Annotated in this window: 22 protein-coding genes and 1 tRNA gene; 11 read left to right on the top strand and 12 right to left on the bottom strand. The window is 73.7% G+C overall.

The window, feature by feature from the left end; translation table 11 throughout:
• Nucleotides 1–137: 137 nt before the first annotated feature.
• From A3CO_RS0106430 to A3CO_RS0106420, 3 genes are all read right to left on the bottom strand, one after another.
• Nucleotides 138–212 (bottom strand) — tRNA-Val (locus tag A3CO_RS0106430).
• Between the two features lie 55 nt (nucleotides 213–267).
• Entirely contained in the window at nucleotides 268–738 is a 471-nt protein-coding gene (locus A3CO_RS0106425; protein ID WP_018331421.1) for a peroxiredoxin, read from the bottom strand.
• A 58-nt stretch (nucleotides 739–796) separates the two neighbouring features.
• A complete protein-coding gene (locus A3CO_RS0106420) occupies nucleotides 797–1,240 on the bottom strand; it encodes a DUF3052 domain-containing protein (protein ID WP_018331420.1) in 444 nt (147 codons plus the stop codon).
• Between the two features lie 321 nt (nucleotides 1,241–1,561).
• On the opposite strand from A3CO_RS0106420, the gene aceE reads away from it, so the two are divergent.
• From aceE to A3CO_RS0106385, 7 genes are all read left to right on the top strand, one after another.
• Nucleotides 1,562–4,384: a pyruvate dehydrogenase (acetyl-transferring), homodimeric type gene (gene aceE, locus A3CO_RS0106415; RefSeq protein WP_026204337.1), complete on the top strand. Its 2,823-nt coding sequence runs from the start codon at nucleotides 1,562–1,564 to the stop codon at nucleotides 4,382–4,384.
• A 234-nt stretch (nucleotides 4,385–4,618) separates the two neighbouring features.
• The gene (locus tag A3CO_RS0106410; RefSeq protein WP_018331418.1) at nucleotides 4,619–4,822 is read left to right on the top strand and encodes a cold-shock protein; all 204 of its coding nucleotides are present in this window, start codon (nucleotides 4,619–4,621) and stop codon (nucleotides 4,820–4,822) included.
• Nucleotides 4,823–4,922: 100 nt separating this feature from the next.
• On the top strand, nucleotides 4,923–6,164 hold the full coding sequence (locus A3CO_RS0106405; protein WP_018331417.1) for a PucR family transcriptional regulator: 1,242 nt from the start codon (nucleotides 4,923–4,925) through the stop codon (nucleotides 6,162–6,164).
• Nucleotides 6,165–6,336: 172 nt separating this feature from the next.
• On the top strand, nucleotides 6,337–7,308 hold the full coding sequence (locus A3CO_RS0106400) for an ACP S-malonyltransferase (protein ID WP_018331416.1): 972 nt from the start codon (nucleotides 6,337–6,339) through the stop codon (nucleotides 7,306–7,308).
• A complete protein-coding gene (locus A3CO_RS0106395) occupies nucleotides 7,305–8,288 on the top strand; it encodes a beta-ketoacyl-ACP synthase III (protein WP_018331415.1) in 984 nt (327 codons plus the stop codon). Before A3CO_RS0106400 ends, A3CO_RS0106395 begins: the two co-directional genes overlap by 4 nt.
• A 36-nt stretch (nucleotides 8,289–8,324) precedes the next feature.
• Nucleotides 8,325–8,567: an acyl carrier protein gene (locus tag A3CO_RS0106390; RefSeq protein ID WP_018331414.1), complete on the top strand. Its 243-nt coding sequence runs from the start codon at nucleotides 8,325–8,327 to the stop codon at nucleotides 8,565–8,567.
• Nucleotides 8,564–9,826, top strand: a complete 1,263-nt coding sequence (locus A3CO_RS0106385; protein WP_018331413.1) for a beta-ketoacyl-[acyl-carrier-protein] synthase family protein — start codon at nucleotides 8,564–8,566, stop codon at nucleotides 9,824–9,826. Before A3CO_RS0106390 ends, A3CO_RS0106385 begins: the two co-directional genes overlap by 4 nt.
• 18 nt (nucleotides 9,827–9,844) lie before the next feature.
• Here A3CO_RS0106385 and A3CO_RS30470 read toward each other — a convergent pair whose 3' ends face one another.
• From A3CO_RS30470 to A3CO_RS0106370, 3 genes are all read right to left on the bottom strand, one after another.
• Nucleotides 9,845–10,516, bottom strand: a complete 672-nt coding sequence (locus A3CO_RS30470) for a hypothetical protein (RefSeq protein ID WP_157647109.1) — start codon at nucleotides 10,514–10,516, stop codon at nucleotides 9,845–9,847.
• 214 nt (nucleotides 10,517–10,730) lie between these two features.
• A complete protein-coding gene (locus A3CO_RS0106375; protein WP_026204335.1) occupies nucleotides 10,731–11,315 on the bottom strand; it encodes a hypothetical protein in 585 nt (194 codons plus the stop codon).
• A gap of 22 nt (nucleotides 11,316–11,337) precedes the next feature.
• The gene (locus A3CO_RS0106370) at nucleotides 11,338–11,835 is read right to left on the bottom strand and encodes a DUF3145 domain-containing protein (protein WP_026204334.1); all 498 of its coding nucleotides are present in this window, start codon (nucleotides 11,833–11,835) and stop codon (nucleotides 11,338–11,340) included.
• A 194-nt stretch (nucleotides 11,836–12,029) separates the two neighbouring features.
• Between A3CO_RS0106370 and A3CO_RS0106365 the strand changes: the two genes are divergently transcribed.
• Nucleotides 12,030–13,340 carry an MFS transporter gene (locus tag A3CO_RS0106365; RefSeq protein ID WP_018331408.1) on the top strand — a complete coding sequence of 437 codons (1,311 nt, stop codon included), beginning with the start codon at nucleotides 12,030–12,032 and terminating at the stop codon, nucleotides 13,338–13,340.
• A 43-nt stretch (nucleotides 13,341–13,383) separates the two neighbouring features.
• On the opposite strand, the gene A3CO_RS39940 is transcribed toward A3CO_RS0106365, so the two are convergent.
• Nucleotides 13,384–13,518 (bottom strand): hypothetical protein, encoded by a 135-nt coding sequence (locus A3CO_RS39940; protein WP_018331407.1) that lies wholly within the window; start codon nucleotides 13,516–13,518, stop codon nucleotides 13,384–13,386.
• 349 nt (nucleotides 13,519–13,867) lie between these two features.
• Between A3CO_RS39940 and A3CO_RS0106355 the strand changes: the two genes are divergently transcribed.
• Nucleotides 13,868–15,190 carry a GGDEF domain-containing protein gene (locus A3CO_RS0106355; RefSeq protein ID WP_018331406.1) on the top strand — a complete coding sequence of 441 codons (1,323 nt, stop codon included), beginning with the start codon at nucleotides 13,868–13,870 and terminating at the stop codon, nucleotides 15,188–15,190.
• A 19-nt stretch (nucleotides 15,191–15,209) separates the two neighbouring features.
• Here A3CO_RS0106355 and A3CO_RS0106350 read toward each other — a convergent pair whose 3' ends face one another.
• Both A3CO_RS0106350 and A3CO_RS30465 read right to left on the bottom strand, forming a co-directional pair.
• Complete coding sequence (locus A3CO_RS0106350) at nucleotides 15,210–16,391, bottom strand: acyl-CoA dehydrogenase family protein (RefSeq protein WP_018331405.1); 1,182 nt, start codon at nucleotides 16,389–16,391, stop codon at nucleotides 15,210–15,212.
• On the bottom strand, nucleotides 16,369–16,839 hold the full coding sequence (locus A3CO_RS30465) for an NUDIX domain-containing protein (protein ID WP_018331404.1): 471 nt from the start codon (nucleotides 16,837–16,839) through the stop codon (nucleotides 16,369–16,371). The genes A3CO_RS0106350 and A3CO_RS30465 overlap by 23 nt, the downstream gene beginning before the upstream one ends.
• Before the next feature lie 47 nt (nucleotides 16,840–16,886).
• Here A3CO_RS30465 and A3CO_RS0106340 point away from each other — a divergent pair, with 47 nt between their 5' ends.
• Nucleotides 16,887–17,969 carry a carboxylate-amine ligase gene (locus tag A3CO_RS0106340; protein WP_245561441.1) on the top strand — a complete coding sequence of 361 codons (1,083 nt, stop codon included), beginning with the start codon at nucleotides 16,887–16,889 and terminating at the stop codon, nucleotides 17,967–17,969.
• A gap of 4 nt (nucleotides 17,970–17,973) precedes the next feature.
• Here A3CO_RS0106340 and A3CO_RS0106335 read toward each other — a convergent pair whose 3' ends face one another.
• Entirely contained in the window at nucleotides 17,974–19,467 is a 1,494-nt protein-coding gene (locus A3CO_RS0106335) for a DUF2867 domain-containing protein (RefSeq protein ID WP_018331402.1), read from the bottom strand.
• Between the two features lie 45 nt (nucleotides 19,468–19,512).
• Nucleotides 19,513–19,728: a hypothetical protein gene (locus tag A3CO_RS0106330; protein ID WP_018331401.1), complete on the bottom strand. Its 216-nt coding sequence runs from the start codon at nucleotides 19,726–19,728 to the stop codon at nucleotides 19,513–19,515.
• A gap of 482 nt (nucleotides 19,729–20,210) precedes the next feature.
• On the opposite strand from A3CO_RS0106330, the gene A3CO_RS0106325 reads away from it, so the two are divergent.
• Nucleotides 20,211–20,465 (top strand): WhiB family transcriptional regulator, encoded by a 255-nt coding sequence (locus A3CO_RS0106325; protein ID WP_018331400.1) that lies wholly within the window; start codon nucleotides 20,211–20,213, stop codon nucleotides 20,463–20,465.
• A gap of 155 nt (nucleotides 20,466–20,620) precedes the next feature.
• Here the strand turns inward: A3CO_RS0106325 and A3CO_RS0106320 are convergent, their stop codons facing one another.
• Nucleotides 20,621–21,541: a DUF2188 domain-containing protein gene (locus A3CO_RS0106320; protein ID WP_018331399.1), complete on the bottom strand. Its 921-nt coding sequence runs from the start codon at nucleotides 21,539–21,541 to the stop codon at nucleotides 20,621–20,623.
• Nucleotides 21,542–21,629 lie beyond the last annotated feature (88 nt).

Raw genomic sequence — 21,629 nt, 5'->3', positions numbered from 1 at the left:
ACCGTGCCGCACGGTCCGCGCGGTGCTCCACCCGTCGGTTGCGGCAGCGCGAACGCGCGAGGGGCACGCCCGGCACCGGCGGGCGCTCCGGGACCTGCCGGACATCACCCTCGCGACGCGACGGGGCCGACCGACCGTGGTGGGCGCACTCGGGATCGAACCGAGGACCGACGGCTTGTAAGGCCGGCGCTCTACCGCTGAGCTATGCGCCCTTCGACGGGCCCCGGGAACGCTACCCGGGGTCCGTCGTCGGGAAGGGGCACGATCTCAGGCGGCGGCCTTGAGCTGCTCGATCGCGTCCTTCCAGCCCTGCTGGTCGCGGGCCTCGCCGGGTCCGTTCTGCTCGGCGAAGCGGACGACGCCGTCGCGGTCGATCAGGAAGGTGCCGCGGAAGGAGAAGCCGAGGTCCGCGGAGAACACGCCGTAGCTGGCGCCGACCGCGCCGTGCGGCCAGAAGTCCGAGAGCAGCGGGAAGGAGTAGCCCTCCTGGTCGGCCCAGGCCTTCAGGGTCGGCGCCGGGTCGCAGGACACGCCGATCAGCTGGACGTCGTCGTTGACGTACGCCGACAGGTCGTCGCGCGCCTCGCAGAACTCGCCGGTGCAGATCCCGGAGAACGCGAACGGGTAGAAGACCAGGAGGACGGCCTTCTTGCCGCGGAAGTCCGCGAGCGAGACCTCCTCGCGGTCCTGGTTCGGGAGGGTGAACTCGGGGGCCTTCGATCCGACCTCGACCGTCATGGCGCGTACATCTCCTCGTGAGGGTGTGCCGGCTGGTGCCGGCGCCACCCTAGCGACCTCAGCGCCTTCCCTTGCCCCCCGACTTGGGCGCGACGAGCCGCGTCCCGACCCAGCCGTCGGAGATGTTGACGTTCGAGGTCTGGGAGAGGCCCGCCGTCGGGGCGGCCTCGGCGATCTCGGAGGGCTCGACGTGGCCCTCGTGGCCGGTCTTGGGTGTGAGGACCCAGACCACGCCGTTGTCGGCGAGGGGCGAGCGGGCGTCCATGAGGGCGTCGACGAGGTCCCCGTCGTCGTCGCGCCACCACATGAGCACCACGTCGACGACCTCCTGCGCGTCCTCGTCGAGGAGGTCCTCGCCGGAGCGGTCCTCGATCGCGGAACGGACGTCGTCGTCGACGTCGGAGCCCCAGCCCACTTCCTGGACGATCATCCCCGGCTCGACCCCGAGCTTGCTGGCCAGATCACTCCGGTTGCCGTCGGAGTCCCCCGCGGCCGCGACCACGTCTCCCGTCCCTCCTCCGTGTCCGGGCGCACCCCGACGGGCCCGCCTCCCCCGACGCCCCGTCGGGGCCTCGTGACGCACAGCGAACACGGCCGCGGTGCCGGACGCAACCAGCCACGCGGCCGCAGGTGTCGACGACGTCGGGTCGTCGCGTTACTCGACGAGGGTGGGCTACCCGCCGGTAGAGATGACGTTCCGGCGACACGGGGTGACGATGGAGGGGCCCGACGGTGAACTCGCGGGCAGAATCGGTTCCGATCGCCCGAGTCACACCTGACCGGTGGACCGGGAACAAGACCAGAGCACGAGGAGTGGCAGCAGTTGTCAGCGCAGAACGACTCCCGTAACGACAACCGCGTGCACGTCATCCGGGACGGGCTCTCCACGCACCTGCCGGACATCGACCCGGACGAGACCGCCGAGTGGATCGAGTCCTTCGACGGCGTGCTGGACTCGGCGGGCCAGCAGCGCGCGCGGTTCCTCATCCTGCAGCTGCTCCAGCGCGCCCGCGAGCGACGCGTGGCGGTGCCGTCGCTGTTCTCCACCGACTACGTCAACACGATCCCCACCGACCAGGAGCCCTGGTTCCCGGGCGACGAGGACACCGAGCGCCGCTACCGCGCCTGGATCCGCTGGAACGCCGCGGCGATGGTGCACCGGGCGCAGCGGCCCGGCGTCGGGGTCGGCGGCCACATCTCCACCTACGCCTCCGCCGCCTCGCTCTACGAGGTCGGCTTCAACTGGTTCTTCCGCGGCAAGGACCACCCCGGCGGCGGCGACCACGTCTACATCCAGGGCCACGCCTCCCCCGGCATCTACGCGCGCGCCTTCCTCGAGGGCAGGCTCGGTGCCGAGCACCTCGACGGGTTCCGCCAGGAGCTCTCCCACGCCGGGCCGGGCGGCGGCCTGCCGTCGTACCCGCACCCGCGGCTCATGCCCTGGTTCTGGGAGCACCCGACGGTGTCGATGGGCCTCGGCCCGATCAACGCGATCTTCCAGGCCCGCTTCGACAAGTACCTGCACAACCGCGGCCTGAAGGACACCTCCCGGCAGCACACCTGGGCGTTCCTCGGCGACGGCGAGATGGACGAGCCGGAGTCCCGCGGCGCGATCCACGTCGCCGGCGCCGAGGGCCTGGACAACCTGACCTTCGTCATCAACTGCAACCTGCAGCGCCTCGACGGCCCGGTGCACGGCAACGGCAAGGTCATCCAGGAGCTGGAGTCGTTCTTCCGCGGCGCCGGCTGGAACGTCGTGAAGGTCATCTGGGGCCGGGAGTGGGACCGGCTGCTGCACGCCGACCGCGACGGCGCCCTGATCAACCTCATGAACACCACGCCCGACGGCGACTTCCAGACCTACAAGGCCAACGACGGCGCCTACGTCCGGGAGCACTTCTTCGGCCGCGACCCCCGCACCAAGGACCTCGTCAAGGACCTCTCCGACGACGACGTCTGGAACCTCAAGCGGGGCGCCCACGACTACCGGAAGGTCTACGCCGCCTACCAGGCCGCGATGGAGCACGAGGGCCGCCCCACGGTCATCCTCGCGAAGTCGATCAAGGGCTACACGCTCGGCCCGACGTTCGAGGGCCGCAACGCGACCCACCAGATGAAGAAGCTGACGCTGCAGGACCTCAAGACCTTCCGCGACGAGGTCCGCGTGCCCATCAGCGACGCCGAGCTCGAACGCGACCCCTACCTGCCGCCGTACTACCACCCCGGCAAGGAGGCGCCCGAGATCCAGTACATGCTCGAGCGCCGCCGCCAGCTCGGCGGCCCGTCCCCCGAGCGCCGGCTGCGGAACAAGCCGCTGGTGCTGCCGGGCGACAAGGCCTACGACGTCGTCAGGCGCGGCTCGGGCAAGCAGGAGATCGCCACGACGATGGCCTTCGTCCGCCTCGTCAAGGAGCTCACCCGCGACCAGGGCATCGGCAAGCGGGTCGTCCCGATCATCCCCGACGAGGCCCGCACCTTCGGGATGGACTCGTTTTTCTCCAACCTGAAGATCTACAACCCGCTGGGGCAGCTGTACACCTCGGTCGACGCCGACCAGCTGCTCGCCTACCGCGAGTCCGAGACCGGCCAGCTGCTCCACGAGGGCATCAACGAGGCCGGCTCCGTCGCCTCGTTCACCGCCGTCGGGACGTCGTACTCGACGCACGGCGAGCCGATGATCCCGATCTACATCTTCTACTCGATGTTCGGGTTCCAGCGGACCGGCGACGGCATCTGGGCCGCCGCGGACCAGATGGCCCGCGGCTTCCTGCTCGGCGCGACGGCGGGCCGCACCACGCTGGTCGGCGAGGGCCTCCAGCACAACGACGGGCACTCGCACCTGCTCGCGGCGACCAACCCCGCCGTCGTGGCCTACGACCCGGCGTTCGCCTTCGAGATCGGGCACATCGTGCGCGACGGCCTCGAGCGGATGTACGGCCAGGACGAGCAGGAGACCCCGCCCGCGGAGCCGGACCACGAGGCGTCCGCGTCGACCCGGCGCGACCCGAACGTCATGTACTACCTCACGGTCTACAACGAGCCCTACCGGCAGCCGGCCGAGCCCGACGGGGTCGACGTCGACGGCCTGCTGCGCGGGCTCTACCGCTACGCACAGGCCCCGGGCGGCCCCGGGCCGCGCGCGCAGATCCTGGCGTCCGGGGTGGCCATGACGTGGGCGCAGCGGGCCCAGGAGATGCTCGCGACCGAGTGGGGCGTGCAGGCCGACCTCTGGTCGGCCACCTCCTACGGCGAACTGCGCCGCGACGGCGTGGCCTGCGAGCAGCACAACCAGGCCCACCCCGAGGCGGAGGCGCTGACGCCGTACGTCACGACGGCGCTCGCCGAGGCCGCCGGACCCGTCGTCGCGGTCTCGGACTGGATGCGGGCGGTACCCGACCTCATCCGTCCGTGGGTGCCCGGCGACTACACCACGCTCGGCACCGACGGCTTCGGCCTGTCCGACACCCGGCCCGCCACGCGTCGGCACTTCGGGGTGGACGCCGAGAACGTCGTCGTGGCCGTCCTCGCGGCGCTCGCGCGGCGCGGGGAGGTCGACCAGTCGACGGTCCGCGACGCCGCGACGCGCTACCAGATCCACGACCCGCAGGCGGCCGGGCCGCAGGAATCGGACAGCGGGGTGGCGTGACCACCCCGGCGTCCCGGCGGGCACGGACGACCTCGTGACCGCGCGGTGACTTTTCAGGGCTCGGGGCTGGATTCCTCCCCCGGGGGTGCCGCTAGGCTATGGCCGACCGCCCGCTCCGCCTCGTAGCCAACGCAGGCGAGCGGCGGGTCCGGCGGTTGGAGTACATCGCTCCGGCGGCGGCTCGAAGGCCGGGGGCAGGAAGAAGCCCCCGGGACATCGGTATGAGGAGCAGGAATGGCAGAAGGCACCGTCAAGTGGTTCAACAGCGAGAAGGGCTTCGGCTTCCTCGCTCCCGACGGTGGTGGCGCTGACGTCTTCGTCCACTACTCGGCGATCCAGTCTCGTGGGTTCCGGACCCTGGACGAGGGGCAGCGCGTCTCGTTCGACGTCGAGCAGGGCCAGAAGGGCCTGCAGGCCGTTCAGGTCACGCCGCTGTAAGTAGCGCGAACACGCGTTCACCACGAGCGGGGCTCCGGCCGGCACCCGATGCCGGGCGGGGCCCCGTTCGTCGTTCCGGCTCCGGGGAGGGGGTGTCCTCGTGACACGCGTCTCCGCCGACACGTTCCGCCGCCTCGAACTGGCCACCGGCGGGGTCGCCGGGGCCGGCGTGGCCGAGATGTCCGCCCGGCTGCCGTGGTTCGACCGGCTCACCGCCGAGCAGCGGGCCGGGGTCCTCATGGTCACCCAGCTCGGCGCCGCCAACTTCGTCGCCTGGCTCCGCGACCCCGACGCGACGCCCCGCCTCACCGCCGAGGCCTTCCGCAGCGCCCCGCCCGACCTCGCGCGCCAGATGACGCTGCGCCAGACCGTCGAGCTCGTCCGCATCGCCACCGAGGTGTTCGAGGCGCGGATCCCCGTCCTCGGCGGCAGCCGCACCGAGCGGGCCACCCTCGTCGCCGCCGTCCTGCGGTTCGGGCGCGAGGTGGCCTTCGCCGCCGCGACCGTCTACGCCTCGGCCGCCGAGGCGCGCGGCGCCTGGGACGCCCGCCTCGAGGCCCTCGTCGTCGACGCCGTGGTGCGCGGCGACCACGACTCGGCCGGGGCGGTGCTCTCGCGCGCCGCGGCCCTCGGGTGGGATCCCGCGGCCCGCGCCCGCGTCCTCGTCGGCAACCCGCCCGCCGCCGACCCCGACCCCCGGCGCCCCTCCGGCCCCGACCCGCTCCACGGCGTGCGCCGCGCGGCCTACCGCGCCGGGACCGCGGTGCTGCTCGGGGCGCACGGCCGGCACCTGCTGATGATCATGTCGGCGGACGAGGACCCCGACGACGGCGGCGGCGGGTTGCGCGGGGAGTCCAAGGCGGTCCTGACGCTCACGGACGCCTTCGGCGCCGGACCGGTCGTCGCCGGCCCCGTGGTGGGCGGCCTGCTCGAGGCCCACGAGTCCGCCTCGAGAGCGCTCGCCGGGCACCGGGCGGTGGCAGCGTGGCCGGGGGCGCCCCGCCCGGTCGACGCCGACGACCTGCTGCCCGAACGCGTGCTCGCGGGCGACCGTGCCGCCGCGACCACGCTCGTCGAGGAGGTCGCCCGGCCGCTGCGCGAGGCCGGCGGGTCGCTCACCGAGACCGTCGAGTCCTACCTCGACCACGCGGGGGTGCTCGAGGCGTGCGCGCGGACGCTCTACGTCCACCCCAACACCGTGCGGTACCGCCTGCGTCGAGTGGCCGACCTCACCGGGTCCCATCCCGGCGACGCGCGCGGCTCGACGTTGTTGCGAATGGCCATCGCCCTCGACCGGCTCCGGGCCGCCGGCGTCGCCCCGGAGCCCGACGGATCGCTCTGAGCTGCACCGACGGCGTCGAGCGGCGCGGACCCGGCCGCTGTGGCCGGTCCGGTGGTTGCCGAGCGACCCGCCGTCGGGAAGGGTTGTTGTGGGAACCCGACAACGAACCCCGGCGAGGATTCGTCGTCGGATGAGCTGCTGCCGACCACCCGCCCGTGATGGAGTACGCCCCGTGATCGCGATCCTCGCGCCCGGCCAGGGCGCCCAGAAGCCGGGGATGCTCGCGCCGTGGCTGGAGCGGCCCGGCGCCCGGGACCGGCTGGCCGAGTTCTCCACGGCCGCGGGGCTCGACCTGGAGCACCTGGGCACCGAGGCCGACGCCGAGGCGATCGCCGACACCGCCGTCACCCAGCCGCTGCTCGTGGCGAGCGCGCTGCTGTCGTGGGAGGCGCTGCGGGACGAGTGGGGAGACGCAGCGCAGCGGAGCTCGACCGGCGGGAGCGGCGAGCTGCCCGAGGGCACCGTCGTCGCCGGGCACTCCGTGGGCGAGATCGCCGCCGCCGCCATCGCGGGCGTGCTCGCGGCCGACCGTGCCGTGGCCCTCGCGGCGGTGCGCGGGCGGGAGATGGCGGCGGCCTGCGCGGTCGAACCGACGAGCATGGCGGCCGTCCTCGGTGGGGACCCTGACGACGTGCTGCGCGCGCTCGCCTCCCGCGACCTCGAGCCGGCCAACCGCAACGGGGCCGGTCAGGTCGTCGCGGCCGGTCGCACGAGCGACATCGAGGCGCTCGCCGCCGAGCCGCCGGAGGGGGCCCGGGTCCGCCCGCTCGCCGTCGCCGGCGCGTTCCACACCCGCTTCATGGAGCCGGCCGAGAAGGCGCTGGGCTCCTGGGTCGCCGAGCACCGCTCGGAGCTGGCCCCGGCCGACCCGACGACGCCCCTGCTCTCCGACGCCGACGGCGCGGTCGTCACCTCCGGGGACGACATGCTCGACCGGCTCGTCGCGCAGGTGACGCTCTCGGTGCGGTGGGACGCCTGCATGGACACCCTGCGCGACCGCGGGATCACCGCCGCGATCGAGCTCACCCCCGCCGGCACGCTGACCGGGATGGTCAAGCGGCAGATCAAGGGTACCGCCACCGTGAACGTCTCCACGCCCGAGCACCTCGCGTCCGCCGTCGAGACCCTGCGGGGCACGTCGTGACCTCGCTGCGTACCGCGCCCCCGGTCGCCGGGGCCCGCATCATCGGTCTGGGGAGTTCCCAGCCCGACCGCGTGGTCACCAACGACGAGCTCGCCCAGCGCGTCGAGACCAACGACGCGTGGATCCGCAGCCGGGTCGGCATCGCCGAGCGCCGGTTCGCCGCGGACACCGACTCCGTGGTGTCGATGGGCGCCGACGCCGGGTCGAAGGCCCTGGCCGACGCCGGGCTGGCCCCGACCGACCTCGACGCCGTCATCGTCGCCACCTGCACGATGCCCAACCCGATCCCGAACGCGGCGGCCCAGCTCTCCGACCGGGTCGGGGTGAACGGGATCGCGGCGTTCGACCTCAACGCCGCGTGCGCCGGCTTCTGCTACGGCGTCGGCGTGGGCTCCGACATGATCCGCGCGGGCAGCGCCCGCAACGTCCTCGTCGTCGGGTCGGAGAAGCTCACCGACTGGCTCGACATGGACGACCGCAGCGTCTGCATCATCTTCGCCGACGCCGCCGGGGCCGCCGTGCTCACCGCCGCCGAGACCCCCGAGGAGGTCGGGGTCGGTCCCGTCGTGCTCGGGGCGGCCGGCGACCTCGTCAAGACCATCGGGATCGACGAGCAGAACTACCTGCGCCAGGAGGGCCAGGCGGTCTTCCGCTGGGCCACCACGAAGATCGCGCCGGTCGCGCTGAAGGCCGTCGAGCGGGCGGGCCTGACCCCGGCCGACATCGACGTCCTCGTGCCGCACCAGGCGAACCTCCGGATCGTCGAGGCGATCGCCAAGAAGCTGCGCTCCGAGGGTGCGCGCGACGACCTCGTGGTCGCCGACGACATCGTGTACTCCGGCAACACCAGCTCCGCGTCGATCCCCATGGCGATCGACCACATGCGCGCCGCGGGGCGCGTGCGCTCCGGGGACATCGCCCTGCTGGTCGGGTTCGGAGCCGGCCTGTCGTACGGCGGCCAGGTCGTCGTCCTCCCCTAGTCTCCGGCTGCACCACCTCCAAGGAAAGGAAACCGAGTGGCTTCCAAGGAAGAGATCCTCCCCGACCTCGCGAGCATCGTCGAGGAGGTGGCCGGCGTCGACGCCTCCGAGGTGACCCCGGAGAAGTCGTTCGTCGACGACCTCGACATCGACTCGCTCTCCATGGTCGAGATCGCCGTGCAGGCCGAGGACAAGTTCGGGGTGAAGATCCCGGACGACGAGCTCGCGAAGCTCACCACCGTGTCCGACGCCGTCGACTACATCTCCTCCCACTCGTGAGCGCCGCCGGCCAGGGGGTCGTCGTCACCGGGATGGGAGCGACGACCCCGCTCGGCGGAGACGTGCAGTCCACCTGGGACGGTCTCCTGGCCGGCGCCAGCGGGACGCGCCCGCTGTCGGAGGACTACGCCCGCTTCGAGCTGCCCGTGGACTTCGCCTCGCAGCTCGCCGTCGAGCCGTCCGAGGTCCTCAAGCGGGTCGAGCTGCGCCGTCTCGACCGATCCGAGCAGGTCGCGATCATCGCGGCCCGGCAGGCCTGGGAGCACGCCGACCTCGGGGACTACCCCTCGACCGACGGCGGGTCCCCCAAGGTCGACGGGCTGCGGCTCGCCGTCATCATCGGCACGGGCATCGGCGGCGCCACCACGCTGCTCAACCAGGACGACCTGCTCGAGCAGCAGGGCCTGCGCAAGGTCGCCGTCCTCACGATCCCCATGCTCATGCCCAACGGACCCGCAGCCCACGTCGGCCTCGAGTTCGGGGCCGCGGCCGGTATCCACGCCCCGGTCTCCGCCTGCGCCTCCGGCGCCGAGGCCATCGCCTGGGCCTGGCGGATGCTGCAGGCCGACGAGGTCGACGTCGTGGTCGCCGGGGGCGCCGAGGCGTGCATCGCGCCGATCACGCTCGCCGGCTTCTGCCAGGCCCGCACCATGGCGCACGACTGGGACGACCCCACGCAGGCCTCCCGTCCGTTCGACGCGAAGCGCAACGGCTTCGTGCTCGGCGAGGGCGCGGGCATGGTCGTCCTCGAGCGGGCCGAGTTCGCCGAGGCCCGCGGCGCGACCGTCCACGGCCGGCTCGCCGGAATCGGGACCAGCGCCGACGCCTACCACATCACCGCCCCCGACCCCGAGGGCACGGGCCAGTCCCGCGCCATCGCGGCGGCGCTGCGCACGGCGGGCCTCGACCCGTCCGACGTCGGGCACGTCAACTGCCACGCCACGTCGACGCCCGTCGGCGACGTCGCCGAGACGGTCGCGGTGCGCAAGGCGATCGGCGACCACCCCGTGCTCACCGCCCCCAAGGGCTCGCTCGGCCACCTGCTCGGCGCCGCCGGTGCCGTGGAGGCGATCGCGACGATCCTCGCGGTCAAGGAGGGCCAGATCCCGCCGACCGCGAACCTCACCGACCTCGACGGCGACGTCGAGCTCGACGTGGTCGCCGGCGAGGCACGCAAGGTGTCCCTCGACGCGGCGATCAACGACTCGTTCGGCTTCGGCGGCCACAACGTGTCCCTGTGCTTCGCTCGTGAGCACTAAGTGGGGCTATAGCCCCCTTCAGTGCTCACGAGCGCACCGCGCGCACTCGATGAACTCGCCGTCCCGGCCCAGCTGGACGAGGCGGGTCCAGAGGGTGCGCGCGGTGGCGCAGGAGTCGCCGTGGACCTCCTCGTAGCCGAACGTGAGACGGGCACGGCCCTCGAGCTCCGCAGCGTTGTCCCGGGCCCGGTCACTCAGGGCCGTCAGCCGATTGGCGTGGTAGATCCAGCCATCGAGCCGCACGGTGAGGATCCCGAGTGGCATCCGGTACTCGACGTCCTCGTACCGGTTGCTGTCGCCGACACGGTGCAGGACCTGACGGATGCCGACCGGCAGGCCGTGGGCCTGCTCGACGTCCACCGCCCAGTCGCCCTCGAGAACAGAACCGACGCCGGAGACCAGGAGCTCGGCGGCGGCTCGCAGTGCCTTGCGGTACCGACGCGGCCGACGGACGTCGAGGCTCTCGACGAGCTTCGTGGGGTCGATCCGCGCCGCAGCCGCTCCCGCCGTCAGGAACCGCATGCCCTCCCTGGCAGTCGGCGCCTCGACCGCGAGGTCGATGAGCGTGACGACCTTCGACGTGATCGCGAATCCGTCGCGCTCCGCGCCGATGTGCGCGAACGCGCGACTGCGGTGGACGACGAGGCCGTCGCATCCGCGGGCCGAGGAGCCGTAGGGCACAGCACCCATCGCCGGGCTGCGACGTTCGCGCGGACGACGTCCACGGTGAGCTGTTGGTCGAGCACCTGTTTCAGGCTGACGACGTTCTTCTGGATGTTCCGCAGGACCTGCCACGCGTCGTGTTCCTCCACACGGGCTTGGAGTGACGCGGGGCCGATCCGGTTCCCTGTGCTTCGCTCGTGAGCACTAAGTGGGGCTATAGGCCCACTTAGTGCTCACGTGGCTAGCCACATGGAGTCCGCAGCGAGCTCCCCGCCGACGGGTCGACGATCTTGAGCTGTCCCCGTTCGGTCACGATCGTCAGCGACACCTGCCAGCACAGCCGCGCGGCCGGGACGTCGGGCGGGGCGGCGGCGGGGTCCTGCGTGGTGATCCAGCCGGTGGGGACGACGTACTCGCCGCCGCCGACGGGGTCGATGCGGCGCAGGATCACGGAGCCGACGCGGACGGTGCGGTTCCGATCCGCGAACTGCGCCTGGGAGACCGCGGCGACCGACGTGGCCGACGAGGTGGCCACCCAGCCGGCGAAGTCGCCGGCGTTGCGGGCGTCGACCTGGCGCTGCACGAGGTCGCGGATCTCGGCCCCGCGGGGGGCGCCGGCGGCCGAGGGCGAGAGCGCGACGGTGGGCGGCCCGGCGGAGCCGTCCTCGGGGAGCGCCACCCCGGCGAGGGCGGGCCCGGTGTCGCCGAGCGCGTCGCGGGCGGTCCCGGCGGCCCGGCCGGCGAGCAGTGCCGCGACCGTCCCGAGCGCTGCGAGCACCAGCACCAGGGCGATCGGCACGGTCACCGCGGGCCGCAGGAGTCGCATGCCCACATCGAACCAGTCCGGGTCAGCCGACCTGGTGCAGCCACCCCACGGCGGAACCCTCGCCGGCGAAGCGGTAGGGCTCGAGGGCGTCGTCCCAGCGGCGGCCCAGGAGCTCGTCGAGGCGGTGGTGCAGGGCGTCGGGCCCGGTGCGGCGCGCAGCGGCCATGGCGGAGCGCAGCTGGTCCTCGCCGATCACGACGTCGCCGTTCGCGCTCGTGCGGCCGTGCCAGAGGCCCAGGCCGGGGACGTGCGAGAACCGCTCGCCGTCGGTGCCGGGGCTCGGGTCCTCGGTCACCTCGAACCGGAGCATGCCCCAGGCCCGCAGCGCGCTCGCTAGACGCGCGGCGGTACCGACCGGCCCCGTCCAGGAGCATTCGGCCCGCATCTGTCCCGGAGCCGCGTCCTGCACGGTCCAGTCCAGCTGAACACGGGCGTCCAGGACGCCCGAGATGGCCCACTCGACGTGCGGATTGACCGCAGGCGGCGACGAGTGGACGTAGACCACGCCACGGGTGCTCACTGCTGACCTCCGGTCGAGACGAGAAGCGTCTTCCCCAACGTCCTCGAACTCGGTCCTCGGGCTTCGCGATGACCAACCGGTGCAGCAGTGTGCCCTGTGATGCCCCTGGTACGCCAGTGCACCGCGTGCCTCGGCGTGTCGCGGGCACGAGCGCCGTGGATCTCGACCCGCCGTTCGCCTAGCGTGGCCGGACGATGACGGGGGGCGATCAGCGGGAGGACGACCGTCCCGCCACGTTCCGGGACGCGCTCGCCGTCCCGGCGTTCCGGTGGCTCTGGGCCGGGCAGCTGCTGTCGATCCTCGGGGACCAGGTCGCCCGCGTGGCGCTCTCGGTGCTCGTGTTCGACCGGACGTCCTCGGCCGCGCTCACGGCGCTCACCTACGCGCTGACGTTCCTGCCCGACCTCGTCGCCGGCCCGTTGCTCTCCGGCCTCGCCGACCGGTTCCCCCGCCGACGCGTCATGGTCGTCACCGACGTGGCCCGCGCGGTGCTGGTGGGCGCGATGGCGATCCCCGGCATGCCGCTCCCGGCACTCGCCGTCCTCCTCGTCGCGGGTCAGCTGCTCGCGGCCCCGTTCCTCGCCGCCCGCTCGGCGATCCTCCCCCACCTGCTCACCGGGGACCGCTACGTCGCGGGCAACGCGGTCATCAGCACGACCTACCAGGTCGCGCAGGTCCTGGGGTTCGCCCTCGGTGGCCCGCTGGTCGCACTCGTCGGGGTCTCCCCTGCTCTCGCGGTCGACGCGGCCACGTTCGTCGTCTCCGCGGTCGTCCTGCGGTGCGGGCTGCCGGAGCAGCAGGCCCTGGCTCCCGACGATGCAGCTGGGCACGCCGACAGGGGGTCGGCGCGGCCGGGGCTGCGCGGCGAGATCGCGCGGGTGGTGGCCGGCGCGCGCGTGGTGGGGTCCGACCCCCACCTGCGCTCACTCATCGGCCTGGCGTGCATCTCCGCGTTCGTCGTCACGGTGGAGGGGCTGGCGGCGCCCTACGCGGCGGAGCTGGGGGCGGGGACCGCGGCCGTGGGCCTGCTGCTCGCGGCGAACCCGCTCGGGCAGGTGCTCGGCATCCTGCTCCTCACGCGACTGGTCGCCCCGACGAGGCGGTCGCGGCTCATCGGGCCGCTGGCGGTCGCGTCGTGCGTCCCGCTCGTGGTGTCCGTGTTCGGGCCGCCGCTGTGGGTGCTCGTCGTGGCGTGGGTCGTCTCGGGGATGGCGTGCGCCTACCAGGTCCCGGCCAACGCGACGTTCGTGACGAGCGTCGACGACGCACGGCGGGGACAGGCGTTCGGGCTGGCGGTCACGGCGCTGCGGGTCACCCAGGGGCTGGGCGTCCTGCTCGCCGGCGTGCTCGCCCAGCGGACGAGCCCCTCGACGGCGGTGGCCGTCGGCGGGGCGGCGGGCGTCGTGGTGGCCCTCGTCATGGCGAGGGGGTGGCGGCGGGCGCGCGCGGGGGCTGTCGACGCGCGGGAGGCCGGCCCGGCGGCGGGGACCCCCGACTCCGCCTGACGGCGACGCCGGAGAGGTCCCGCCCTGCGGATGACCTGGACGCTCAGCGCCAGTGGGCGTCGCGCCAGTGGGCGTCACGCACCCAGTTCGAGTCGTCGCCGCGCACGGCGGCGCGCACCCAGTTCGAGTCGTCGCCGTGGACGGCGGAACGCACCCAGTTCGAGTCGTCGTGGCGCATGGGATCTCCCTGTCGTCGTTGCGCCCCGTGATGGACGGGACGCGGGTACGGTCGAGGTGTCGTCACCTGGAGTGACATCGACGGCTCGGCCGCGTCGGAGTGCTCGGTGACTCCCTGCGGTCGGCCGACTTCACTGTGCCAACTGTGGCTTTGGGTGACCAGGCGGCGACCAGGCGTCAACTGAACAGGTGAATCGCCACGAAAGGGTGATCCAGTGGGTCGCCTCAGGTGGGGCCCCCGGTACCGTTGCCCCCGGCGAGGTGCCACGGATTCCAGTCGGGATCGGGGGGCACGGGCATCTCGCCGGCGTCGGAACCCGAAGGCAGCCGAGCCTGGGAGGCAACAGAACGTGACCGCGCGCCGTGCGGAAGCACGAGGTCGGAGCACCGCGGCGGTCACGCGCCGCGACCGGCCCGGCGCTGTCGCCCTGCTCCCCACCCGGTGGAGCCTGTGGACGCTGCGGCCCCGCGCGCTCGCCTACGTCCTGGCCGTCGACGTGCTCGCCGTGGCCGTGATCGTCGCGTCCTTCGCCTGGCGTCCGGTCGACGCCCGGGACTGGGTCGTCGTGGGCCTGCTCTTCCTGGGGGTCGCGGTCCACGCGGAGGCGGCCCGGCACATCGAGCGCGTCCGCATCACCCAGGATGACCGTCCCTTCATCGACCTCAAGTCGATGTGGACCTTCGCCGGGCTGCTGCTCGTCGACCTCGGCCCCGCGCTCGTCCTGGTGGCCGCGACGTTCGCCTACTGGTGGATCCGCAACGAGCAGCACCCGCCCGTGCACCGCTGGTTCTTCTCCTGGGCCACGGTGGTCCTCGGCACCGGCGCGGCGGCTCTCGTCCTCGTCGACGTCGACCGGGCCCGGCTGCTCACGGCCGCGGCCGGACCCACCGGACTCCTGCTGGTCGCGCTCGCGGCGGTGGTGCGCTGGACCGTGAACCACGGCCTGGTCGTCGGCATCATCCTGCTGCTCTCGGCGCCGACCCCGTCGGTCCGCCGTCACCTCGCCAGTCCGGCGGACACGCTCCTCGGCCTGGGCGCCCTGGCGCTGGGCGCCGCGCTCGCCGTGCTGGCCTCGGTGTCCCCCTGGCTCGTCCCGATCCTGCTCGTCCCCGTGATCATGCTGCACCGCGGCGTCCTGGTGGACCAGTTCCGCCAGGCGTCCCGGACCGACCCCAAGACCGGCCTGGTGAACGGCGCGGCCTGGGCCGACATCGCGGCCAAGGAGATCGAGCGGGCGCGCCGGCACCACATCGGCCTGGCCGTGCTCATGGTCGACCTGGACAACTTCAAGGCCGTGAACGACCTCCACGGCCACCTCGCCGGCGACGAGGTGCTGCGCGCGGTGGCGGCCGCCCTCTCCGCCGAGGTCCGCGCCTACGACGCCGTCGGACGGTTCGGCGGCGAGGAGTTCGTGGTGCTCCTCTCGGGGGTCGACACCACGTCGGCGAGCGTCGCCGCCGAACGCATCCGCGGTCGGATCGGCCGACTCGAGGTCACCGTCAGTGGTGCCGGGGGCGGCCACCGCATCCAGGGGCTCACCGCCTCGGTCGGCTGCGTGGTGAGCCCGACCGCGAGCGGGGGCGTGGACGAGCTCGTCGGCGCCGCCGACGCGGCCCTGTACGCGGCGAAGCGGGCCGGGCGCGACCGACTGGTCTGCGCCCCGCCCGCCTGACCCGGCGTCGGGAGAACCCCTAGCGGAACGCGGCGAGCCCGGTGAGCGCCTGGCCGATCGAGAGCGTGTGCATCTCCTCGGTGCCCTCGTAGGTCAGCACCGTCTCGAGGTTCGTCATGTGGCGGAACACCGGGTACTCGAGGGTGATCCCGTTGCCGCCCAGCACGGTGCGGGCGGTCCGCGCGACGTCGAGCGCGGCGTGCACGTTCGCCATCTTCCCGAAGCTGACCTGCGCGGGGTGCAGCTCGTGCGCGTCCTTGAGCCGGCCGATGCGGGCCGCGGTGAGCGAGGCCTGGTTGACGGCGACCACCATCTCGGCGAGCTTGCGCTGGGTCAGCTGGAAGCCCGCGATGGGCTTCCCGAACTGCTCGCGGTCCATGGCGTAGGCGAGCGCCGCCTCGTAGCACGCCCGCGCGGCCCCCACGGCGCCCCAGAGGATGCCGTAGCGCGCCTCGTTGAGGCAGGACAGCGGGCCCTTCAGGCCGGCCACCTCGGGGAACATCGCGTCGGCCGGCAGCCGCACGCCCTCGAGCACGAGCTCGGCGGTCAGCGAGGCCCGCAGCGAGAGCTTGTGCTTGACCTCGATGGCGGTGAAGCCGGGGGTGTCGGTCGGGACGACGAACCCGCGGATGCCCTTCGACCCGGCGTCGGGGTCGGTCTGCGCCCAGACCACCGCGACGTCGGCCAGCGTCCCGTTGGTGATCCACATCTTGGAGCCGTCGAGGATCCAGTCGTCCCCGTCGCGGCGCGCGCGGGTGCGCATCGATGCCGGGTCGGACCCGGCGTCGGCCTCGGTCAGCCCGAAGCAGCCCAGCGCCTCTCCGGTGGCCATGCGCGGCAGCCAGGTCTGCTTGTGCTCCTCGCTGCCCCAGCGGTGGATCGCGAACATCGCGAGCGAGCCCTGCACCGACACGAACGACCGCAGCCCGGAGTCGACCGCCTCCAGCTCCCGGCACGCGAGGCCGTAGCTGGTGGCGTTGGTGCCGGCGCAGCCGTAGCCCTCGAGGTGCATGCCCAGCAGCCCGAGCGCCCCGAGGCCCTTCGCGATGTCGCGCGGCAGGGTGTTCGACTCGTACCACTCGCTGATGCGCGGGGCGAGCTCCGCGGTCGCGTAGTCGCGGACCGCGTCGCGGATGTCGCGCTCCTCCGCGCTCAGCTCGGCGTCGACGGCGAGGAAGTCACTGGGGTCCGGAGCGCTCATGCGACCACGCTAGGCGCTGGGCCCAGAACGCGGCGAATCCCGGGTGGAGGTCCAGGTCACCCACCTCGGCGACGGGGACCCAGCGCAGCTCGGAGGCCTCGCCGTCGGCGGGTTCCAGCGGCAGCGGCGCCTCCAGCGAGGCGTGGACCGTCGCGTAGCTCCACCCGCCGTGGTCGTCGGTGGAGACGGTCCCGACGACGGGTGCGGCCGGGTCGAGCCCCGTCTCCTCCGCCGCCTCCCGCAGCGCCGCCTCGACGGCGGTCTCGCGCTCGTCGCGCGCGCCGCCGGGGATGCCCCACGTGTTGCCGTGGTGGCTCCAGTAGATGCGGTGCGCGAGGAGGACCCGGTCGTCGGCCACCAGGAGCAGCCCGGCGGCCCCGTAGCGGCCCCAGTGGCGGTGTCCCTGCCCGCAGACCACCCAGCCGTCGCCGTTCGCTCCGCGTGGCACCCGATCTCCTGTTCGTCCGCCGACCCCTCCTGGGAACATCCCCCGTCGTGGAACGATCGACACGGCGCATGGGGGTCGAGGAGGAGCTGCTGCTCGTCGATCCCGACGACGGGACCCCGCTGGGGCTGGCACCGGCGGTCCTGCCCGCCGCGGCGGACCTCGACGGGGAGATGCGCGCCGAGCAGGTGGAGACCGGCTCGATCCCGCACGACGACCCCGGGGCGCTCGCGGCCGACCTGCGGCGTCGCCGGGCCGACGCGGCGCGGGCCGCGAGGATCTCGGGGGCGGCGGTCGCGGCGCTGGCCACCTCGCCGGTCGCCCCGGGCCCGGCCACGTCGGTCGAGGGCCGCTACGGCCGCATCCTCGAGCGGTTCGGCCGGATCGCCTCGGCGCAGCTGACCAACGGCCAGCACGTGCACGTCGAGATCGCCTCCCGCGAGGAGGGGGTCGGGGTCCTCGACCGGATCGGCTCGTGGCTGCCCGTGCTCCGGGCGCTGTCCGCGAACTCGCCGTTCTGGCAGGGCGAGGACACCGGCTACGCGAGCTACCGGTCGCTGGTGTGGGCCCGGATGCCCTCGGCCGGGCCCTCGCGGGTATTCGGCTCCGTGGCCGCGTACGACGAGGCGGTGGCGGCGATGGTCGCGACCGACACCATCGTCGACGACGGGATGGTCTACTTCGACGCCCGGCTCGCCGCGCACTTCCCGACCGTCGAGGTCCGCGTCACCGACGTCTCCCTCACCGTCGACGACGCGGTGACGGTCGCGCTGCTCGCCCGTGCCCTGGTGGCCACCGCCGCGGCGGCGTGGGCGGCCGGCGCACCGCCGGACACCGCGCCCGTGGAGGCGCTGCGCCTCGCCCACTGGCGGGCGGCCCGGGCGGGCTGCGTGGCCTCGGACGGCGAGACCGGCGTGCTCGTCCACCCCGTCACCGGACGTCCCGTCCCGGCGCCCGAGGCGGTCGCCGCGCTGCTCGACCACGTCGACGACGCCCTGGGGGACGACCGCGAGGCAGTCAAGGCGGGCGTGGCACGGGTGCTCGACGGAGCGACCGGGGCGGCCGTCCAGCGGGCCGCGTTCGCCTCCGGCGGCCTGACGGCGGTGGTCCGCGCGGCGCTCGTCGACCCGTAGCGGCCTACTCGGCGGCGCGGACGGCACCCCGCGCCATCGGGCCGAACACCAGCGGGGCGCCCACCCGCAGGACCGCCCCGTACGCGACCCCGGCCAGCCCCGACGGTGCGAAGGCGACCTCGAGGGTCAGGGCCGCCCCTCCCCCGTCGTCGGGACGGACGGTGAAGACGAGCCAGAGTCGGCCCGGCACCTTGAGGTCGGCGCGCAGCCGCAGCGAGCTCAGCCCGTCGTCGTGGTCGAGGGACCCGACCCGCCAGCCGTCGATGACGTCGCCGACGACGAGGTCGCGCCCGTGCGGGCGGCCCCGGTAGCCCCCGACGCCGCCGAGCAGCTGGTCGGCCCAGCCCAGGGCGCCGAACACCCCGGGCGGGGCGTACCAGCCCGTGTCGCCCCCGATCCGCTGCACCGCGGCCCAGAGGTCCTCCGGCGTCGCCGTGCCCCGCACGGTGGTCGACCAGCGCCACGTGGCCCCGCCCGACCCGATCGGGTCGGAGGGCAGCGCGAGGGCGGCGGGCCGACCGGGCTGGCCGAGGACCGGGGTGGGGTCGCGGTCGGCCGGGTCGACGCCGTCGGAGCGCCGTCCGAGGGCCGCGCGCACGGCCGCTCCGTAGGTCGTGGGGCCGCCGGGCGGGTCCCCGAGCAGCCGCCGGGCGTCCGCGAGGGACGCCGGATCGCACACGAGCTCGTGGCGCAGTGACTCGATCAGTGGCTCGACGAGCCGGCGCGGCAGCGGCGAGAGCAGCTCCATCGCCATGGCGGCGACGACGGGGCCGCCCGGTGGGACCGGGAGCGGCACCGGCACGGCCACCCGCTGCGGGAGGCCCGCGAGCCGGGCGTAGCGCTGGACGAGGTCGAGGTAGGTGAGGACGTCCGGGCCGCCGACGTCGAACCGGCGGTCGACCTCGGACGGCAGCACGGTGGCCGCGACGAGGGCGTGGAGGACGTCGTCGACCGCGATCGGCTGGGTCCGGTGGGCGAGCCACGGAATCGCCGGCAGGACCGGCACCCGCTCCGCCAGGTACCGGATCATCTCGAAGCTCGCCGAGCCGGAGCCGACGACGATGCTGGCCTCCAGCGCCGCCGTCGGGATCGCGGAGGCCAGGAAGACGTCGGCGACCTCGGCCCGCGAGGCGAGGTGGCGGGAGCTCGCCGTCCCCGCCGTTGGGCGCAGCCCCCCGAGATACACCAGGCGCCCGACACCCGCCGTGGTGGCCGCCCCGACCACCGTGTGCGCCGCGGCCCGGTCGCGCTCGGGGAAGTCGGACTGCTCGAGGGCGTGCGCCAGGTGCACGACGACGTCCGCGCCCGCCACGAGGTGCGCGACGGCCTCCGGGTCCTCGAGGGAGCCCGGGACCACGTCGACCGCGTCCGCCCAGGTGGTCAGGGCGAGCTTGCCCGGCGACCGCACCAGGACCGCGACCTCGTCGCCCCGGTCCAGGAGTCGGGGCACGAGCCGGGTCCCCAGGTAACCGGTCGACCCGATGACGGCGCAGCGCATCCGATCATCCTGGCGTGACGCGCCCACGCGTGCGCGGGTTTCCGGTCAGCCGCGCACGTTCGGCTTGCCCTCCCGGTCCGCCCAGCGCTGGTCGATGCCGATGATGCTGGGCCGCCCGTTGAAGATCCGGACCACCTGCCAGAGCCCGATCACGCCGAGCACCAGGCCGATGATCGGGTAGTGCAGGACGAACGCGACGAGGGCACCCGCACAGATCGCCGTGACGACGACGTCGCGCAACGCCAGGACGATCGAGCGCACGTCACCCTCCCGGTGTCATCGGTATCACCGGCCAGTGTGCCTCCCGGCGCCGCCGGATGCACGTACGGTGGTCCGAGCGAGATCGTCACCGACTGCGACCGTGGTCTGTGGTGCAAATCACAGTTCACCCGGACGCTGATCGGGACGACACTCGTTTGTTCGCGATGTTGTCCGGATATACATGAAAGCCGGATGGCGCCGCGAGCGCTGTCGGTCCGAGATCGCTCCACGTCCGCGGGAAACCGCTGGACGCGCAAGCGGATCGGGCGGCCTGATGTCACAGGCAGCAGGGGTCCCACCCAGGGATCGAACTGCGGCCCGCATCGGCGTGTCCCGGCTGGCAGCACCCACCGATGACTGACCCGTCACGGCGTCCGCACTCCAGGGCGCCGGGCGCGCGAGCGTGCGCACGCGCCACGACGGGAGCCCCACCGCGCGCAGGCGACACGACACAGGCGAGACCGGAAAGGACAGCAGGACCCATGGACTGGGAGCTCGCGGCCTGCCGCGACCACGACCCCGAACTCTTCTTCCCCGTCGGCACCGAGGGCCCCGGGGCGGAGCAGCTGACTGCCGCGAAGTTCATCTGCGGCACCTGCCCGCTCCAGGCCGCGTGCCTGCGCTGGGCGCTCGACACCGGCCAGGAGGCCGGCGTGTGGGGCGGCACCTCCGAGGAGGACCGCCGCGACATGCGGCGTGCGCGCCTCGCCGGCCGCTCGCTGGGCGTCACCGCCTGACGGTTCGATCAGCACGCAGGGCCCGTTCCCGGGACGACCGGGAGCGGGCCCTTCGTCGTGTCAGGGCGCCGACACCGGCCGACCCCTGGAACGAGCGAAGGGCCCCTCCGGTCGAGTAGATCGACCGGAGGGGCCCTTGGCTCAGGACGGGGTGGCTACCGGCGGCCGGTGACCTTCCGGGCGGCACCGGAGAGCAGCGAGCCGCCCGCCGAGACCACGGCCCCCGTCACGCTGAACGCCGTGCGGACCGCGAAGCCCGCGACCTGACCGGCGATGCGGACCGGGTTGTACGACGGCGCGGCGGCGGCCGCCTGCTTCGACGCCTCCTCCACGGCGGCGTCGACCTTGCGGGCCTGGGCCTCGGTGACGCTCGTGATGTCGCCGGCGAGGTCGTCGCCGACCGTGTTCAGCTCGCGGTCGACGCCCCGGCTCACGCGGGCGGCACGGTCGCCACCCTCGACGGCCTTCTCCCCCGCCTCCTCGGCGGCGGCACCGACCGTCTGGCCGGCACGCTTGCCCGCCCGGGCGGTGTCCTTGGCGATGCGCTCACCGGCCCGCGTGGTCGTCTCCGCGACCTGCGACCCGGTGGTCTGCGCGATGGTCGCGGCGTCCTCGGCCGCGGCCTTGGTGGACTTGCCGTTCGTGGCGGCCTTGGCCTCGTCGACCACGCCCTCGGCGCCGGCCTGCGCCTGCGCGCCGGCCTTCTTCGCCGAGGTCTCCGCGCGGTCGGCCACCTTCTCGCCGGTGGCCTTCGCGTCGGAGGCGACGGCCTGCGCGGTCTTCCCCGCCTTGTCGGCCGCGGCCTTGCCCGTGGCACGCGCCCCGGCCGCCGTCGCCTTCGCGGCGTTCTTCGGCGCCTCGGTGGCGGTGTCCGCGCCCGCCTTCACGGTCTGGCTCTCGCGGACCTTGCCGTCGGTGCCGTAGACGACGACCTTGCCGCCACCGTCCTTCGACACGATCTCGGTCGCCCGCGCGACGGCCTCCACCTGCGTCGGGGCCTTCGCGCTCGCACGCTGAGCCCCCTTCTTCAGCACCTGCCAGCCGTCGTCGGTCGGCTTCACGTCGCGGTCGGCCATGGCGGTTCCCACTACTCCCTGGTTCCGGGTGCGTTGCTACGCACAGTGTTCCCCGCCTCCTACCTGCACAAACACCGGGGAGTGACCA

Origin of the sequence: Actinomycetospora chiangmaiensis DSM 45062 (genome assembly GCF_000379625.1) — a bacterium.
GTDB lineage: Bacteria > Actinomycetota > Actinomycetes > Mycobacteriales > Pseudonocardiaceae > Actinomycetospora > Actinomycetospora chiangmaiensis.
The sequence above is the reverse complement of the archived record's forward strand: the minus strand, read 5'-3'. Positions and strand labels throughout refer to the sequence as shown.